This is a genomic window from Mucilaginibacter ginsenosidivorax, assembly GCF_007971525.1.
In the GTDB taxonomy this organism is placed as follows: Bacteria; Bacteroidota; Bacteroidia; order Sphingobacteriales; family Sphingobacteriaceae; genus Mucilaginibacter; species Mucilaginibacter ginsenosidivorax.
Map to the genome: position 1 here is coordinate 1822591 of NZ_CP042437.1, position 17999 is coordinate 1840589.

The 17999-nt window shown below is 45.3% G+C and carries 12 protein-coding genes and 1 rRNA gene; 4 read left to right on the forward strand and 9 right to left on the reverse strand.

Annotated elements, in window-relative coordinates:
* The first annotated feature begins 108 nt into the window (after window positions 1-108).
* Together FSB76_RS07695 and FSB76_RS07700 are read left to right on the forward strand one after the other, a co-directional pair.
* A complete protein-coding gene (locus FSB76_RS07695; RefSeq protein WP_147053027.1) occupies window positions 109-1953 on the forward strand; it encodes a glycosyltransferase family 2 protein in 1845 nt (614 codons plus the stop codon).
* A 3-nt stretch (window positions 1954-1956) separates the two neighbouring features.
* A complete protein-coding gene (locus FSB76_RS07700; RefSeq protein WP_147053028.1) occupies window positions 1957-3525 on the forward strand; it encodes a hypothetical protein in 1569 nt (522 codons plus the stop codon).
* A 90-nt stretch (window positions 3526-3615) separates the two neighbouring features.
* On the opposite strand, the gene FSB76_RS07705 is transcribed toward FSB76_RS07700, so the two are convergent.
* The 7 genes from FSB76_RS07705 to FSB76_RS07735 form a co-directional block, all read right to left on the reverse strand.
* Window positions 3616-3996 carry a nuclear transport factor 2 family protein gene (locus FSB76_RS07705; protein ID WP_147053029.1) on the reverse strand — a complete coding sequence of 127 codons (381 nt, stop codon included), beginning with the start codon at window positions 3994-3996 and terminating at the stop codon, window positions 3616-3618.
* Between the two features lie 63 nt (window positions 3997-4059).
* Window positions 4060-4878, reverse strand: coding sequence for a glycine-rich domain-containing protein (locus FSB76_RS32345; RefSeq protein WP_192910137.1), 819 nt, complete (start codon window positions 4876-4878; stop codon window positions 4060-4062).
* Window positions 4879-5347: 469 nt separating this feature from the next.
* Window positions 5348-8020 carry a TonB-dependent receptor gene (locus tag FSB76_RS07715; protein WP_147053030.1) on the reverse strand — a complete coding sequence of 891 codons (2673 nt, stop codon included), beginning with the start codon at window positions 8018-8020 and terminating at the stop codon, window positions 5348-5350.
* A complete protein-coding gene (locus FSB76_RS07720; RefSeq protein ID WP_147053031.1) occupies window positions 8017-8976 on the reverse strand; it encodes a GLPGLI family protein in 960 nt (319 codons plus the stop codon). The genes FSB76_RS07715 and FSB76_RS07720 overlap by 4 nt, the downstream gene beginning before the upstream one ends.
* Window positions 8977-9515: 539 nt before the next feature.
* On the reverse strand, window positions 9516-10244 hold the full coding sequence (locus FSB76_RS07725) for an MIP/aquaporin family protein (RefSeq protein WP_147053032.1): 729 nt from the start codon (window positions 10242-10244) through the stop codon (window positions 9516-9518).
* Between the two features lie 149 nt (window positions 10245-10393).
* Window positions 10394-11902 (reverse strand): glycerol kinase GlpK, encoded by a 1509-nt coding sequence (gene glpK / locus FSB76_RS07730; protein ID WP_147053033.1) that lies wholly within the window; start codon window positions 11900-11902, stop codon window positions 10394-10396.
* Window positions 11903-12079: 177 nt separating this feature from the next.
* Window positions 12080-13654, reverse strand: a complete 1575-nt coding sequence (locus tag FSB76_RS07735; RefSeq protein WP_147053034.1) for a glycerol-3-phosphate dehydrogenase/oxidase — start codon at window positions 13652-13654, stop codon at window positions 12080-12082.
* Window positions 13655-13776: 122 nt separating this feature from the next.
* Here FSB76_RS07735 and FSB76_RS07740 point away from each other — a divergent pair, with 122 nt between their 5' ends.
* Window positions 13777-14574 carry a DeoR/GlpR family DNA-binding transcription regulator gene (locus FSB76_RS07740; RefSeq protein ID WP_147053035.1) on the forward strand — a complete coding sequence of 266 codons (798 nt, stop codon included), beginning with the start codon at window positions 13777-13779 and terminating at the stop codon, window positions 14572-14574.
* 282 nt (window positions 14575-14856) lie between these two features.
* Here FSB76_RS07740 and FSB76_RS07745 read toward each other — a convergent pair whose 3' ends face one another.
* Window positions 14857-16044, reverse strand: coding sequence for a glycosyltransferase WbsX family protein (locus FSB76_RS07745; protein WP_147053036.1), 1188 nt, complete (start codon window positions 16042-16044; stop codon window positions 14857-14859).
* A gap of 695 nt (window positions 16045-16739) precedes the next feature.
* Here FSB76_RS07745 and FSB76_RS07750 point away from each other — a divergent pair.
* Complete coding sequence (locus FSB76_RS07750) at window positions 16740-17507, forward strand: hypothetical protein (protein ID WP_147053037.1); 768 nt, start codon at window positions 16740-16742, stop codon at window positions 17505-17507.
* Between the two features lie 284 nt (window positions 17508-17791).
* Here FSB76_RS07750 and rrf read toward each other — a convergent pair.
* A 5S ribosomal RNA gene (gene rrf / locus FSB76_RS07755) occupies window positions 17792-17903 on the reverse strand.
* Window positions 17904-17999 lie beyond the last annotated feature (96 nt).

The following is a 17999-nucleotide window of genomic DNA, read 5'->3' on the forward strand; positions in this document are numbered from 1 at the left end:
TATCAAGTAGTTAGCATCAAGTAGTAAGATAGCTGCAAACACGGCTTTCGGTACCAACTACCAGCTACTTGATACTTACTACTTGATACTAATCTTACATTATATATAATGAGTATTTCAATTCCTGAACTTTTGGTTAATGACGGGTTTATCACACCAGGCGATCAGGTAAAAATCAAAAGTTTTTCAGAAAGATCAGGTATGGCCTATGTTAAAATAGCGCTTAACTTTGGTTACATTTCCCGCAAAAACTATGAACGCTCATTAAGTAACGCCGGTTATCATTTTGCACAAATCCGGGAAGAAGCTTTTGATACCGAGGTATTAAAAAAGGTTGAACTTAAATTTGCCAACGACCACCTTGCGCTCCCCCTGCGTATAGAAAACAACCGGGTGGTTACGCTTATGGCCGATCCATCAGACCAGCTTTTTGTCGATTTCATCAGGTTTACCTATGATATGGAACCCGACATTATTGCTGCCTATGATTTGGATATTACCTGGCTTAGCCACAAATTACTGGGCGAAAAATACGTTAAGGCATCCGTTTATGAATTGATGAGGCGCGACCCGAAAAGTTCAGCTTCTACCACTTTCACAACCCCTCAACTGGCATTTATTTTTATATTACTGGGCGTCATAGCGGCCGGGATGGTTTTAAACTTTAAAAACACATCAATTGCCATCAACGTAGTTATCAGTATGTTTTTCCTGGTGGCTATTACCTTTAAACTGTTCCTGGCCCTGGTGGGGTCGCGGTTTGAATTACACCAGGCGGTAACCAAGGATGAAGTACGCGATGTTGTTGATACCGAACTACCCCTTTACACCGTGCTGCTGCCGGTATATAAAGAAGACAAACTCATCAAAAAACTGATCTGGAACCTGCAAAGCCTCGATTATCCCCGCGAAATGCTGGATATAAAGTTACTGATTGAAGAAGATGATGATAAAACGTTAAAAGCTGTTCAAAACCTTGATTTCCCTGCTGTTTTCGAGGTGATTGTGGTGCCTTTTCACATGCCTAAAACCAAGCCCAAAGCTTGCAATTACGGCCTTCATTTTTCGAGGGGTAAATTTTTGACTATTTATGATGCCGAGGATATCCCCGATACCGATCAGCTTAAAAAAGTAGTTACCTTATTTGCCAAGCTGCCCGATCATTACATTTGTATTCAAAGCGCGCTTAATTATTTTAACCGCAATGAAAACTTCCTTACCCGTATGTTTACCCTTGAGTACTCATACTGGTTTGATTATATGTTGCCCGGCTTAGATACCCTTGATATTCCAATCCCCTTAGGCGGCACCAGTAACCACTTTAAAATGGATGCCCTTATTGAACTTGGCGCCTGGGACCCCTTTAACGTAACCGAAGATGCCGACCTTGGTGTGCGTGCTTACGCCAAAGGTTATAAAATAGCCATCATCAATTCAACCACCTACGAAGAGGCTAACAACGAACCCATTAACTGGATCAGGCAGCGCTCAAGATGGATAAAGGGCTATATGCAAACCTACCTGGTACACATGCGCAACCCTATTGAATTGATCAGGAAGATTGGCTTTAAAGGTTTTTTAGGCTTCAACTTTTTTATCGGTGCCACATCAGCCACGTTTTTGGTTTACCCGCTGTTATTAGCCATATTTATCTGCTACCTGGTTTTCGATTTTTCAACCATCCGCACCCTGTTTCCTGATTGGGTTTTGTTTATGGCTATATTTAATTTGATGGTGGGCAACATCCTGATGATATATGTAAATATGATGGCCGTATTTAAACGCCGCTATTTTGAACTGATATTGTTTGCCCTTGCCAACCCGGTTTATTGGTTAATGCACTCGGCAGCGGCCTATATGGGTTTATACCAGCTGATAACCAATCCGTTTTATTGGGAAAAAACCAATCATGGTTTAAGTAAAGTTAATAACCCTACAAACGTTGTTAAATAAAAAATGAGTATCTCTAAAAGTCAATACCTGTTTATAATAACCGCAATGCTTGCTGTTTATTACCTGGCAGTGGGCATTTACATGAACCATTTGGGCTATTATAACCAGGAGAGTATATTTTATATAGAAAAAACGAAGATCATTTTTGAGGGCCTTGGCAATCGTATTAAAGTAATGGGGCTCACATCGCCATTATTACCCTTTTATTGTTCTATAATTTTCAGTTCTGTAAGTACGTTCCTGGCACCGGTAATAGCATCGGCCCTGGGTACTGCCGTTTTATTTTACATACTTGCATCTACGTTAAAAACGCGTATCCAGCACGATGATTTTTATTTTTACATATTTGTAGCCCTGTTTTTTTTACACCCCGGTATCATCTATGTGGCTGCATCGGGCAAGGCTATTTACCTGGTGCTTATCAGCTTTTTCCTGTTCTTTTTTAACCTGCTAAAGTTTTACCGGTCCAATACAACTTTTCACGTATCGTTGGCCAGTATTTCGCTGGTGATACTTATTTTTTGCGATTATAAGTTTGTATGGCTCTGCCTCTTCTTTATACCGCTGGTATTGGCTATTACTTTACAAAGCTTAAACCTTGGCGAAAAGGAATCCATTTTCCGCCTGTTTTTAAGTTTTAACAGTCCATCGCTGCGCCGTAAACTCATCAGCAAAACCTTCGCAATCTATATTATCCTGTTTATTTTGCCCATTGCCTCCATCATTTCGTATAAGCTGCTCAACCTAACCCACTCCAACGATCTTAACTACTTTATCGAAAGCCCCTATGCCACCTGGAATGTATTGGTTGATAAACTAAACTACGATATTACAACAGCGGCAACCAACTATCAACTGCCCGAACTTTCGGTACTGGTATCCGTAAGGGTTATTTATTTTTGCCCGCTTATTTTGATAGCTATATATCTTTTCCGCGAAAGTACTTACCAGGCTTTAACTATTTTAACCCCTTTTGCGTTTATCGAATTTTTGCATATCAAATACGATAAGCTATATATTACTTATGAGTACTACCTCATTTTCCTTATACTATCATTGCTTTGTCTTATTTTTAAGGCGCTGGTAGTTCAAAATCAAAAAGTTTTTAAAATAATTGTTTTGGTTGCGGCGCTATCTACATTTTACACCGGTTACTCATTTTTAAAAGGATCATTTATTCATGACGAAAAGGCATTTATAACCACACTTGTGAGCGGCGAGCATAATATGGACCAGATTGAAATTATGGATATGGCGGGCTACATCAACACCTTGCCCAAAAACTCGCATGTACTGGTGGACGATGCCATAGCATACCCGATTGCCGCGTTTACCAACGATATCAGGAGGTTAACCCTACCCTACCAGGACCTGTTTTTAAGTGCCATTGAAACGCCCTACCGGTATGATGATTACATACTGATTGCGACGGCCAAAAATCCGTTTACCGGTTATACACAGCTTAACAATAAGTATATCCCAGCCATTCGTATTGTAAATAGCGGCGTTAACTACCGCCGCGTTCATGAAACCAATAACTGGGTACTGTACAAAATTATCTCCATCCAATAAAATTGAACTATTAACTATTGACTGACTTATATTAACCAAGACCTGCTTGACAAAAAGCAGGTCTTTTATGTTTAAAGGCAATAATCAATATCACACGGCAGCATCCAGTACAGGCGTACCCATTACAAACCATGCTTTACTAATTTTATCGCCGGCCACCTCGTAAATACAAAGCGCCTCAACATGCCCAGGCCCATCAGGAAAAGTACGGGATACCAGCTCAAAATCCACAACTTTATTGTTGAGCACCGTACGGGTGAGCAGCTTACCAAACAAATCGGGCTCCCCGAACCTTACCAGGTGCCTTTCGCGAATGGCAGCAGCTCCGCTGGCCAGCAGTGTATCCGGGAATTCATAATACAGGGCATCATCGGCCCAACAGGTCATAAACAAATCTATATCCTTTGCATTATAGGCATCCAGTTGTTTTTTTACTACTTGTTCAATAGCAGTTTGTGCGGTGTTTTCCATTGGTAATTTATTGGTGCAGCTAATATAGATGTTGTGGGATGATAATATGCATAACTGGCTTTATTAGTGCCCTCCTCCACCACAGCCGCTACAACCCGAAGACGAGCAGCCCGAGCAACCGCTGCCGCAACCGCTGTGCCCACCGCAGCCATGTGAATCACCGTGACCTGAATGGCCACCATGGTGGCCGCCATCCGTGTCGCCGCCGCAGCCGCTATTACCATTATTGTTGTTTTTACCATCGTCATCGCTGTCATCGCCCCCGTCCTTGTAAACTGCCACAACCACCAGCACAATAACTCCTGTCATAATAGCCAACGCTATGTTGGTTTCTGATGCCTGTATAAATAAACCTGCGACAACAACCAGCATCAGTAAAATAACAACCTGGCTCATATTCCGGGGCTTGGGCAGCAGCCAGTACCTACCCACGTTTACCCGCCTGAAATTGATATCTGTAAAGCGGCTTTTATTGTTGTGCCAGATATCTGCCGGAGGCGCATTGCCAAAAGCCTGGGTATACAACTGATGCGTATGGGTGTAATAACCATCGAATTTAACGGCCTCGGCCTGGCCTCCTTTGGTTGGATTATGATGTATTTGCCGGCCCAGGGTATCGCGGCATAAATCGTTCCAGTACGATTGGGTGAAGGTTAAATGCAGGTGCCAGGCCTGATCTACCGGATCAGACGGGGTTACCCCGCCGGGAGTGATGCAACACAGGAAAATGAATTTTTTATATTCTTCAATCACGCGCAGGGCATAGTTGCGGGGCCAGCCATTTTCGCGGGCCAGCCTATCCGAAAATTTAAAATCGACGCCGGGTTTATCTAAATTAAAACTTTGAATCTTTTGCCAGAGTAACTCTTGAGCAGGTATCATGATGGTGCAGGTTATCTGGTTTAAATGTAGTTAAACGGCGGGAGAAGAAAAAGAGCCTCCTCTTTTCGCTTTGCTATCAAGCTATTCCCCCGCTGGGCTACTGTGTGTACACATCTTTAAAACAAAAGAAAATGTCATTTCGACCGAGGTACGAGGAGAAATCCTATACGTCATGCATTCAACCACGCAAGTTTGCAAGCATGACGTATAGGATTTCTCCTCACGCCAACACTCAAAGCCCTCCCCGGTTCGTTCGAAATGACATTTTTTTTTATTATTGGTACGTTTCCAAAAGATGTGTACACGCCGTAGCCCGCTGGGGGAGAAAATCAAAAAACGAAAGTTAAACAATATCGACTAATAAATTTTGAATATCGAAGACCCAACTTTCTCATTCATTATTCGATATTGGACATTCGGTGTTCGATATTTATCGTAAGCTTATTCTTAAACCCGATAATCTTCCCTATCACAAATTAAACATCACCTTAGCCAGCAACATTCTCCCCGGAATATTGTACGTGCTTGACGTAAACACATTGGCCGACAAGTATAGCGAGGTATAGTTTTTTACGTTGAACAGGTTTTGGGCGGTTAGCTGTACATCTATTTTAGGTTTGCTGAATTTGTAGCGCATAGTTGCATCGGCAAAAAAGTATTTAAGATCATTGGCCTGTTGCTGGTGGGTGTAATAATGATCGGCAGCGATGTTGAATTGCAGGGTATTAAGCGGATTATATTCAATGGCGGCGGTTTGGATAAGCCGCTGAAATTTGCTGCTGCCCGCAACCGCTGTTGATTTGCTGGTGATTTGGCTGTAATTGGCCTTATAGCTTAAATTAACTTTGCTGCTCAGCTTGCTTTCGGCCCCAACGTTCAACGTTTCGCCTACGGTATTGAAGGGCAGGATAAGCCCGTTTTGCAGCTGGTTTAGCCGCGCAGTTTGCCAGGAAGCCCCGGCGCTGAAAGTGGTTTGCAAATCAAAATTATACTTGCTGATGTAGCCGCTAACCGCCCATGCATCGGTTTTATTATCATAGGGCAGTACCACCCGTTGCTGCAGGTTATTGGTTAATATGCTGGCTGCGATATTGTTGGCGTAAATATGGCTGTAATTAACATTCAGGCTGAAAAAGAACAGCGTAATGGCTTTGCGGTAGTTAAAACCCAGGCCCGCGTTTTGGCTCTGGCGCTCGGTAAGGTCGGCACTGTTGGCGTACAGCGTGCGGTAATTGGTGAGGATATAGCCACGGTACACATCCTGGATGCTGCCAATATTGTTGCGCAAACCATAGTTCAGGGTAAAATAATTTTCGATGCCGCTTTGGTATTTTACATATAGCCGCGGGTTAAAGTACAAGCGGTTAAGGCTGTTACTTAACTGGTAGTAATCATCGTTGTAGTGGGTTTGCTGCCAGCTGAAGGGCAGGCTGGCCTCTATTTTCAGAATTTTGCCGGGTATGTCAAAATCTGCTTCGGCGTAAGCCTTGTTACGGCTCCAGTTTAAGCTATTGCGGGTACTATCGCCAACCGGGTTAACCACATTATTTTGCTGGGTAACCAACAACCCCGAGTTTAACGTTTGCGACTGGCTGCTAAACCCTGCCTTATAGCTTTGTGTTATATGCTGCCCTGGTATTTTATAAGCCAAATAATTATTGCTGAACCATGTAGGGATATTTACTGTTTGGGTAAGCAACGAATAACTAACACCGTTGTTAAAAATATCCGGGTTAAGGTTTGGCTCAATAATCCGGCTCTCGGGTTCAGATGTACGGTTGATGTAACTATACACTTCCATAATCTTATCGTTGTGGAAGGTTTTCATCCAATTAAGCTCGTTTGAAAAATTGAACAAATTATCCTTAAACGTTTGGTTTACGGGTACGCCATTGCTCACCAGGTTTGAGTACGAGGTGTTGTGGTTATAATCGGTTACCAGGTTATCGTTCAGGTAATATTTGTTTTGGTTAACGTTCAGGGTAAACTGGGTATGGATTAAATCGGGCCGCCATTTGTTGTTTTGCTTTTCGGTATAGCGTATGGTATCACCGGGCAGGTAAACCTCGCTCAGGCGGCTGTAATCCTGGTGCTGGCTATCGCGCAGGTATGATATATTGGCCCGCAGCTGCACATCTTTTTTCAGGTTAACCAGGTTGTTAAGGTTAACTATGCCCGATTGATTAAACAAATACCTGTTACGCGGCAAATCCGGGTCGCCGGCGGTACCTAAGGACAATACCGTACCGGGCTGATCATTATCCAGGCGCTGCATGTGCTCGGCCGAATTATGCGACACCAAATCGCCGGCCACATCATAGCCCGTGTTGTTGCCGCGCAGGTAATTAATAGCCTTGTATTTATCCTTAAACATCATGGCATTCAAGTCTTCATCGTACTTTTTGGGTAGGCCCGCGCCTATGGTCTCCTGGCCTATCAGCTGCAGTTTGGCATCTTTTTTTATGGTGAGGTTAAGGGCCACATCTTCGCTTACCACCTTATCGCGCAGCATTTTTACGGGCTGATGGTTTTCCATCACCTGCACCTGGTCAACCACGCCATGGGGTATAGTGCCCGTGGCAATATTATATTTATCGTCCAGCAGATTATCGCCGCCTATGTACAGGTTTGATATAGCCTTGCCATTGTAGCTTATTTTGCCATCCTTGGCTACATCGATGCCGGGCAGCTTTTTAATTACATCGCCGATAACTCTATCCTGCGGGCTGCTAAAATCCGACACCTTGTAGCTGGTGGTATCGCCGCTAACCCGTAGCCGCGGCCGGTTATTTTTTATGGTAACCCCCTGCAGCTGATGCACCGCGCCCGCAAGTTTAAAGTTGTAGGGTGTGGTAAAGCCGTTTACCGGAAGCCCCGCTTTTTTAAAGCCTATGCAGCTGGCCTCTAAAGTAAGGCCGTTTTTATCGGCATTTGCCGGAATACCCAGACTATATAGCCCTCCTGCATCGCTGGTGGTGTAGGCTATAATTAATCCTGCACTGTTTTTAAGGTTGATGCCGGCGTAGCTGATTGGCTTGCCCAGGCTATCGGTAACTTTGCCTTTGATGCTTTGGCCAAGGCATACCATGCCCATGAGCATCCAAAATATGAACACCCCGGCACTTTTATGCAGGCGGCTCATTTTTTCTCAGGAAGCTCTAAAGGGTTATTAATTACCGGTCCTGTACCATTTATCTGGATCCTCATCTGCGGGCCACCGCCGCCACCGCCCGGGCCTTCACCCGGCCCGCCGGCCCGCATGCCGCCGCCCGAGCCTGCCATGGCCGACTGTGCAAAAGCATTAGGATCTTTCCGCATAGCAGCTTCCAGGTTTCTAAATTCCTTTTCGGTGGTTTTAACAGCATCAGTTGGCAGGGCTATTACATTAGGATCGTCGTTGGCATCGTCCATGCCAATCAGTTTAATTGTGGCACCACCCGGAACCGGGGCTTCTGTGGCCGGTTTTGGCGTGTTGGTTACTTCGTCGAGTCCGTCAAATTTAAATACCACCTCTTTATTGGCATCATAAGCCTCCACAATTAAGCCCGGCAAACCGTTCAGCTTCCACGGGCCGGCGTGAAAAGGCAGATCCGGGCAAAACCAGGCCGTATAGTCCCTGCCCTTGAAATGACCGGTTGCTTTTTGGCAATGCAAACCCGAGAAGCTGGCCGTATCGGCGCTTATCTTCCAATCAATCACCGGCATGGGCTCTTCAATCATATACGGGGTTATCAGCCGCTCTTTACGTACCAGCTTATGTTGCATCGGAAACTGGTAAAACTCGTTCCGGGTGGTAGGCGCGGCGCCGGTTACTTTAATATTCACCCGACCGCCATTGCCCTTTTGCTCGGCCATTTGGTCGGCAACCTGTTTTTTCATCAAAGCCTCCTGAATTTTACGGTCATAGCTTTTATAAGCGCTGGAAGTTGCGCCTACAAACAACACCATATTTTCGGTATATGGTTTATCGCGATGCGTGGTATCGCGCAGGTGCGAAAACTTGTAATGAACAACAGCCCTGGCGGTATCGGGCTTTTGTGCCTGTACACCCGCCGCAAAGCCAGACAGGCAGGCTAAAAAGAGTATCGTTTTTTTCATGATGGTTATAAGGTTATATCTGCTTTTTAATAATTACAGATCAAATATAACTAACAGAATAGTTAAACTACGAAACTTTCGTAGAATTAACAAATTTTAACAATTGGAGGGTTGGGGCTCGGGTTGTGGGGTTCCAGTTGCGGGTTGCGGCGGCCGATATGTCACCCTTTAAGGGCTGTCATGATGCGCCGCATTAACACAGGGCGGTGCCCTGTGTTAACGTATGAGTCCCTTTCAGGGCCACCAAGCTGAAGAACAGCCTTTTGTTGCCATATACCAGCCCTGAAATAATGGCACAACTTAATGTAAATAATATCGAATATCCGATGTCGAATAATGAATTTCGAAGGGCTTTACTTCATCATTCGAAGTTCAATATTGGATGTTCGATATTTTTCATACTTCATTAATGTGTTAAGTTAGTGAGATAAGCCCTGAAAGGGTGGCATCCATCTGCGATGGGCATCGCCCATCGGTTAAAAATACATTGACGAGACAGCCCTGAAAGGGTGACATATATTTTACACTTTCAAAACTATCTATTTAATCAGTAAATACAGCCCCGCTGCTATTGACGCGCCAATGATTGGGCCTAAAACGGGGATCCATGCATAAGCCCAGTCGCTGGTGCCTTTGTTTTTGATGGGGAGTATCATATGCATGATGCGCGGGCCAAGATCGCGGCAGGGGTTAATGGCATAACCGGTTGTCCCCCCCAGCGATAAACCTATCACCCACACCAATAGGGCCACAGGTATGGCACCAACCGAGCCAAGGCCTATAGGTACTTTGGTGGGCACAATCTGGCCGCCCGAAATGTAAAATATGGTGAACAGCAGCACAAAGGCGCCAATAATTTCGCTGGCAATGTTTGAGATATAGTTACGCACCGCCGGGCCTGTACAAAACACCGCCAATATCGAGGCCGAATCATTAGTGCGTTTAAAATGATCAAAATACATTACCCATACCAGGAACGAGCCAACCATGGCCCCTAAAAATTGCGCTGCTATATACGCTGGCACCTGTGCCCAGGCAAACTTGCCGGCTATTGCCAGCGCTATGGTAACCGCAGGATTAAGGTGAGCGCCGCTATACGGGCCTGCAACCACAACCCCTACAAATACGGCCAGGCCCCAGGCCGTGGTAATTACTATCCAACCGCTGTTATTTCCTTTGGTATCTTTTAACACTACGTTGGCCACAACGCCATCGCCTAAAAGTATCAGTAACATGGTGCCAATGAATTCGGCAATAAATGGAGACATGGTAATAGGTATTAATTGTAAATGATTAAAATGACTTTAACAGGCTATGAGCAATATCGAATAATGAATTCCGAATATCCAACACCGAATTGTTTCTTCGTAATTCGGTGTTGGACATTCTGTGTTCGATATTAAAGCATCCTTTTTCCTTAACTCGACGGCGTTGGATTATCGGCCCAGCTCCTGGCCGCATGAATGGCCCGTTCCCAGCCTTCAATATCCGCTTTAATATCTTCCTGGTTACCGGCAGGGATAAATTCCTTTTCGGATTGCCAAAGCTGTTGTATTTCGGCTACATCTTTCCAAAAGCCTACTGCCAGGCCTGCAAGGTAGGCCGCGCCCAAAGCGGTTGTTTCTACCACATTTGGCCTTATCACTTTACAATTCAACACATCGGCCTGGTATTGCATCAGCAGATCGTTGGCTGTGGCGCCACCGTCTACCCGCAGCTCTTTAATGGGCATGCCTGCATCAGCTTCCATTGCTTTTAATACATCCATAGTTTGATAGGCTATGGATGCCAGGGCCGCCCGTGCAAGGTGGCCGGCAGTGGTACCCCGCGTAAGGCCAACTATTGTGCCCCGCGCCTCGGGATCCCAGTAAGGGGCACCCAGGCCGGCAAAAGCGGGTACAAAATATACACCACCGGTATCTTTAACACTGGTAGCCAATTGCTCTACATCGGCCGATGTTTTGATGATGCCTAAACCATCGCGCAGCCATTGTACTACGGCGCCGCCAATAAATATGCTGCCTTCAAAGGCGTATTGTACCTGCCCGTTAATTTTCCAGGCAATAGTGGTAAGCAGGTTATTTTTTGATTCGATAAATTGGTTGCCAATATTCATCAGCATAAAACAACCCGTACCGTAGGTATTTTTAACCATGGCCTTATCAATACACATTTGCCCAAACAAGGCAGCATGCTGATCGCCGGCTATACCTGCTATTGGTATTTTACTTGCAAATATAGTGGTAGCCGTTTCGCCGTAAACCTCGCTTGATTGCTTTACTTCGGGCAGCATACTTTTGGGAATATCCAGCAGCTGCAGCAGTTCATCATCCCATTGCTGGGTACGGATGTTGAACAGCATGGTACGGCTGGCGTTGGTTACATCGGTAACGTGCACCTGGCCGCGGGTAAATTTCCACACCAGCCAGCTGTCAACCGTGCCAAAGGCCAGTTTACCAGCTTCAGCCAGTGCCCGGGCGCCATCCACATTATCAAGGATCCATTTTATTTTTGAGCCCGAAAAATAGGCATCTATAACCAACCCGGTTTTAGAGCGGATCATATCGCTGTGGCCATCCTGTTTTAGTTTATCGCAATAGGCTGCGGTGCGCCTGTCCTGCCAAACTATGGCGTTATAAATGGCTTCGCCGGTTTCGCGGTTCCATACGATGGTGGTTTCGCGCTGGTTGGTAATGCCAATGGCTTTAATATTTTTGCCATTAAGCCCCGCCTTAACGGTGGCCTCGGCCGCAACGCCCGCCTGGGTCGACCATATCTCGTTCGGATCATGCTCAACCCAGCCCGGTTTTGGAAAATATTGTTTAAATTCTTTTTGCGACAGCGCTATAATTTGCCCCGCATGATCAAATATGATTGCCCGCGAACTGGTGGTCCCCTGGTCAAGGGCCAAAATGTATTCTTCCATTATTTAGGTATTTATAATTGTTGGTTTATTGAGAGTCAAGAATCAAGAGCCAAGAATCAAGAGAAAAAAATACACGTTTATCTAATTATCGTACACCTTGTTAAAACACAATCTGTCTAGTCCGAATTTTATTTTCCCTATCTTGATTCTTGGCTCTTGATTCTTGATTCTTCTTCTTCACGCTAATATATAGTTTCCGGCCACTTTATTAAAGGCTTCAACCTGTTCTTTCTGCCATCCGGCATCTTTATTTAATTCGCCGGCCATCAGGCGCGCAACCTCCGGCGCCATGGCCGTGGCCAGGCGGGCATCTAAAAATAATATCCGGGTGCGGCGGGCCAGTATATCCTCAACAGTACGCGCCATCTCGTACCGTACCGACCAAATCACCTCGCCTTTGGTATAATCATCATCCGGGTGTACCGGATTTTTCCAGTCGTCATCCTCATCAGTTAAGGCCAATAGTTTTTCTATATCATCGCCGTAAACGTATAGGTGGTTACTCCTATCGGGGTTCGGCCTGCTGCCGTGGATGGCTAAGCCCGTGGTGTGGCAAACCTTGTTTGGTAATTTGCCCACCTCTATGGCTTTATTAATGGTATCCTCGCCCATTTTACGGTAGGTAGTCCATTTGCCACCGGTTATGGTGATGAGGTTTGATTTAGAAACAATCAGCTTATGGCTGCGCGAAATCTCTTTTGTTTTGGATGAATCATCCTGCGGCGCGGCCAATGGCCGTAGTCCGGCAAAAACGCTTAGTACATCGGCGCGCGCGGGCACCTTTTTCAGGTATTTGGCGGCGGTTCGCAAAATAAAATCAATTTCGACTTCAAGGGCCACAGGCTCCAGGCTATGGTGGTCAATAGGCGTATCGGTCGTACCTACCAAAAGCTTGTTATGCCAGGGCACTACAAATAGTACCCGGCCATCCTCGGTTTTGGGGATCATGATGGCATCCTCGCCGGGCATAAACTGCCTGTCGAAAACCAGGTGAACGCCCTGGCTTGGCCTTACCAGCGGCTTTTTATCTGGCACATCCATTTTAAGCACATCATCTACAAAAACTCCGGTAGCGTTAATCACGATTTTGGCCTTTAACTGGTAACTCATCCCGGTTTCCGCATCGATGGCTTTAACGCCCGTTATTTTTTGGTTGCCATCTTTTATCAGCCCGGTAACTTTAAAATAATTCAGCACGGTAGCGCCCTGCTCCAAAGCGGTTTGTGCCAGGTTTATGGCCAGCCGCGAATCATCAAACTGCCCGTCGTGGTATACAACGCCGCCATGCAGGCCCTTCTCTTCAATTCCGGGTAATCTGCTTATGGTTTCATTTTTGGAGATGTGCTTCGCCCTGCCAAAGCCGAGCTTGCCGGCCAGCAAATCATATATGGTTAAACCGATGGTATAAAAAACACCATCAAACCAACTGTAATTAGGAATAATAAAACTTTCGTTTTTTACCAGGTGCGGGGCGTTTTTTAATAGCAAACCCCGCTCGTGCAGCGCTTCGCGCACCAGGCCAATATCGCCCTGCGCCAGGTAACGCACACCGCCGTGCACCAGCTTGGTGGCCCGGCTTGATGTGCCTTTGGCAAAGTCGGCCTGCTCCAGTAACAGGGTTGACAATCCCCTCGAGGCCGCGTCAACCGCGGCGCCAAGGCCGGTTGCGCCGCCCCCAATGATAATGATATCCCAAATTTTATCCTGGTTATGGATGGATTGCAAAATGGAATCTCTTTTGAAAATACTCATTTTAATTCTGTTGTATTTCGATTACGTTTCAAATATACAATATCGAAACATAAAATAACAAATCGAAACTTATTTTTTGTTTCAATTTACCCATACCGGTTTTTTACTTATTTTTGTTTGTAATGAATAAAAATACCGACAGGCATAAAATCATACTCCAACAACTGGAAGACGGCGGCTTTGTAAACGTACAGGAACTGGGCAAGCAGTTAAATGTTTCGGAAGTTACCATCCGGAAGGATCTGAAACTTTTGGAGGATAAAAAGTTATTATTCCGTACCCACGGCGGGGCTACCAAAAGCAACCCCTATACCAACGACAGGCCCGTTGCCGAAAAGGAAAAGCTGAATGCCACCGAAAAACAGCAGATAGGCATAGCCGCTGCCGCGCTCATTGGCCATAACGATTCTATCATTATTGCATCGGGCACTACCATGCTGGCCCTGGCGCGATCTGTTAATGCGGGGAAGCATTTAACGGTAATCACATCGGCCCTCAACGTGGCTATCGAGCTATCGCATCACCCAAATATCGAAGTAATCCAGTTAGGCGGCCAGTTGCGCAGCTCGTCGTCATCGGTAACCGGATCATATGCCGAAGTGATGCTGCAGGATATGGCATGCAGTATGCTTTTTTTAGGTGTCGACGGCATCGACCCCGAAATTGGCCTAACTACCACCAATTTAATGGAAGCCCGCCTGAACCAAAAAATGATAGAAGCCGCCCAAACCGTAGTGGTACTGGCCGACAGCACCAAATTTGGCAAACGCGGCCTCGGCAAAATCTGCCCCCTCGACCAGGTGCAGCACATTATTACCGATAACGGCATCAGCCCCGCCATGCTCAAAGTATTACAGGAAAAGGGAATAGCGGTTACGGTAGTGGGGAAAGAGAGTCAAGAGTCAAGAATCAAGAGTTAAGACTTTTTTGTTCGGAAGATCGATCTTTTTCAATTCCCTCCCAACGGGCTATCATGTGTATATATCTTTTAATAAAAGAAAATTGTCATTTCGAACGAGGTACGAGGAGAAATCCCATACGACATTCATTCAACCATGCAAGTTTGTAAGCATGACGTATAAGATTTTTCGCTACGCTCAAGAGATAGTTTCTCCTCACACCACCGCTCAAATCCCCCCCCGATTCGTCGAAATGACAACATCTTTGTTTAGTGATACGATTCTAAAAAGATGCGTACCCACCTATTTTAAAAACACATTTCTAACTGCCTCCAGGTAACCGTAGCCGTGTTTTTTATCCGGTTCAAGGTAGCTGCCTTCGGCCCATTCGTTCCAGGCGTTTATGGTAATTAGTGGCGGCTGGTTAGGGTGCGCGTCTATGTAGTCTTTTGCTTTTTGCAGGTATAGCTCAAAATATTCGGGCTTGTTGTTAACAACCAGGTCTTGCCTTTGTACGGGGAAACGGGGGTTGCTGTCCCAGCCTATCGAAACATGCGGGCAATACGGAATCTTAAAGGTGGTATCCCACTCGGCCCATTTGGCTACGGCTTTTTGGCCCCAGGGAATATAATCGCCACTTGGCGCTACAAAATGGCACCACTGGTAATTGGTCATGCTGTTAAATCCAAAATACTTCAGGGTCGAGTTTTGTGTTTGTACCTTATCTCCGGGCACATCGTTTAAGGTCGACGGGATATTGCCCCAAAGCGTAGCCTGCAAATGCAAGCCGGGGAACCCTGCTTCTATCGTTTTCTTACGGAAATAATCTATAGCCTCCTTTGCTTTTTCGGAACCGCCTATGCCTTTGATAAAGGTCGACAGCTCGTAAATGCTGAACACCGGCCGGCCGTTTATTTTATAATAGTTGGGCTTTTTAAAGTAATCGTTAATGATATGCGCTATCATCTCCTCAAAAGTTTTCCTATCCACCCCGCCATAAAAATACACCTTGCTTTTATCGGGGTTCGACGGATCTAAATACGAGTTATGATCATGGTTGGCCCACATCAGGTAAAACTTCATATCGTTGGTATTTTTAGCCTTCAGGAAACCTTTATTTAGGGCATCTTCCAAAAAAGGTTTTTTATCGTACCAATACCAGTCAAATATCATCACGTTAACGCCGTACTTTGTAGCCGTGGCTATTTTTTTACCCATTACCGCTGGGTTGGTTTCATCTTCGTAGCCCCAAAGCGGCACCTTGGGCACTTCATGACCTGCAAACTTAGGCTTTGCCTTGTAAATAGCCTCCCACTCCCCTTTCCCGTCCGGGAAAACGCCAATATCCTTAAACCTGGCATCGGGATGGTACGCAGGCCAGTAAAACGCCGCCACATCATAATGTTTAGCAGAGCTTTGCCCATTCGCCTTAAAAACAACAAAGCATGCCTGCACAAGCGCTAAGCAAAACAACAGTTTAAATTTGTTCATCACCAGGTAGATAAGTTAAACGAAATCATATTACACCGCCGCCAGGCAGGTATGGTTAAATAAACGGTTATTTTAAAAGTAGCTTATTGATTTCGACGCGCTATCCTGTACTGTCTTTTTTAAGCAGCTATTAGCCCGAAATATAAAAGCGGAAGGATCCGAAGTTGCCTCCCTAGGGACGGCCCAATCGTCGAAAAAATGCATCGGTTTTCTGCAACAGCATAACGGATAACGAGTTTGTTGGAGGACAACCCCAACAAAGTGCGGGCCTCACAAATCCACGCTAGTCCTGTAGCAAGCCACCCACTAATGAACAAGTGAACCAATGAACCATAGTGGCGTTCCCTGCGGGCCGTGCTGTACGCTCATACGCGCACAGGCATTAAGCGCGAGGCCGGTATCCACTTCCATCACTAACGCGGGCTGCTGGTAATTGTGGGCTTAACGCCATACAACCACACCGTGATTTGCATGCGGGCGCGCAGGCCTGGAGGCCTGTGGCCACGGAGAATTAATTGCGATAGAAGGGGGCTACAGTAGCGAGAAGTGCTTGCGGTAGTCGGTAACATATCGTAATGTTAAACACAACCTCGCCACATCCTAGAAACAAACCTAATAATAAAAACAATTGAGATAATTGACAAATTCCAGTAAATCAGCTATATTGCTTCTTCAACTTTAACCTTTCACTCTCTATGACAGTAGATCCAAATACTAAATTTTTCATTCAACTGGTCGGGGCCACTGGATTGGTCAGCGGCGTCGTAGTTGCATTATTTAATCACTTGATCACCCTTAGAAAATCAAGAGCAGACCGGCGCAAGGTAGAGCAGGATATAGAGATGGGTAAATTACAGATGATACTATTGAAAAAGCAACTTTCCGATAATACGGAGGGTATATCCGAGACGATTAGTTATTACCAGACAAACGTTAAGGAACGGATACTTTACGATAGTAACGTTCGAGATGTGGGCCATGATTTTACATCAAAGGGGGGACACGTTTATTCACGCGAAAAGGGGATTGAAGTAAAAAGTCAAGATCGAGGCAAAGGGGAAGCCGTATTTCAGGAAAATACGATTAATTTAAAAAGGACAAATACTACTGGTAGGTTTGAATTATGGTTAGATAATTATATGATCGAAAACAAACGGGTCAACTTTATTCCCAAAGATGAAATAAACGGTATAAAGCGAAATTTTAAACTCAGTTTGTATGCCAAAACAATTGGAGCCGATCACACCTTGGCCTTTACCTGGAAAGGTATAGAAAAAGATAAAGGTTTAATTTTGCAGCGAAAGGAACGGGTGATTAATACCACTGAATGGTATCCTGTAACCCTTTATTTTACGATTAATCCTACAGAGGCCTGCAAGCTTCGTATTGATGACTACAATTTAACAGCTGCGCCGTCCAGCATTCAATTGAAAGATATCCTTCTTGTAGAGAACTTGGCATAGTTTAATATTTGTAATGAATCTCCTATTATACCCCTTTGGCGTAAGTCTTATGCGGCTACCCGCCGCGTGGATGACTTGATTTCAAAGACAAGATACGATTAAAGCACAGGACTGCAGTAGCACAACTGGCGCTCAAGATCTGCGCTAAAAGTAAGTATTCGCCCCCGAACACCCGAACGGTATGGTAGCAAACCGAACACCAATGAACTAATGAACGAGTGAACCAATGAACTAACAGGACACAAAAAAGCCCTTGACTGTTTCCAGCAAGGGCTTGATTTAAGATTTGGCACCGACCTACTCTCCCACGTTTTACCGCAGTACCATCGGCTCTGGCGGGCTTGACTTCTCTGTTCGGAATGGGAAGAGGTAGACACCGCCGATATAGGCACCTGAATTTCTTTTAGATTTGAGTATTGAGATTTGAGTATTGAGATTGACTTGCGTCTTTATCTCATATCTCACATCTAATATCTCATATCTATGACATAT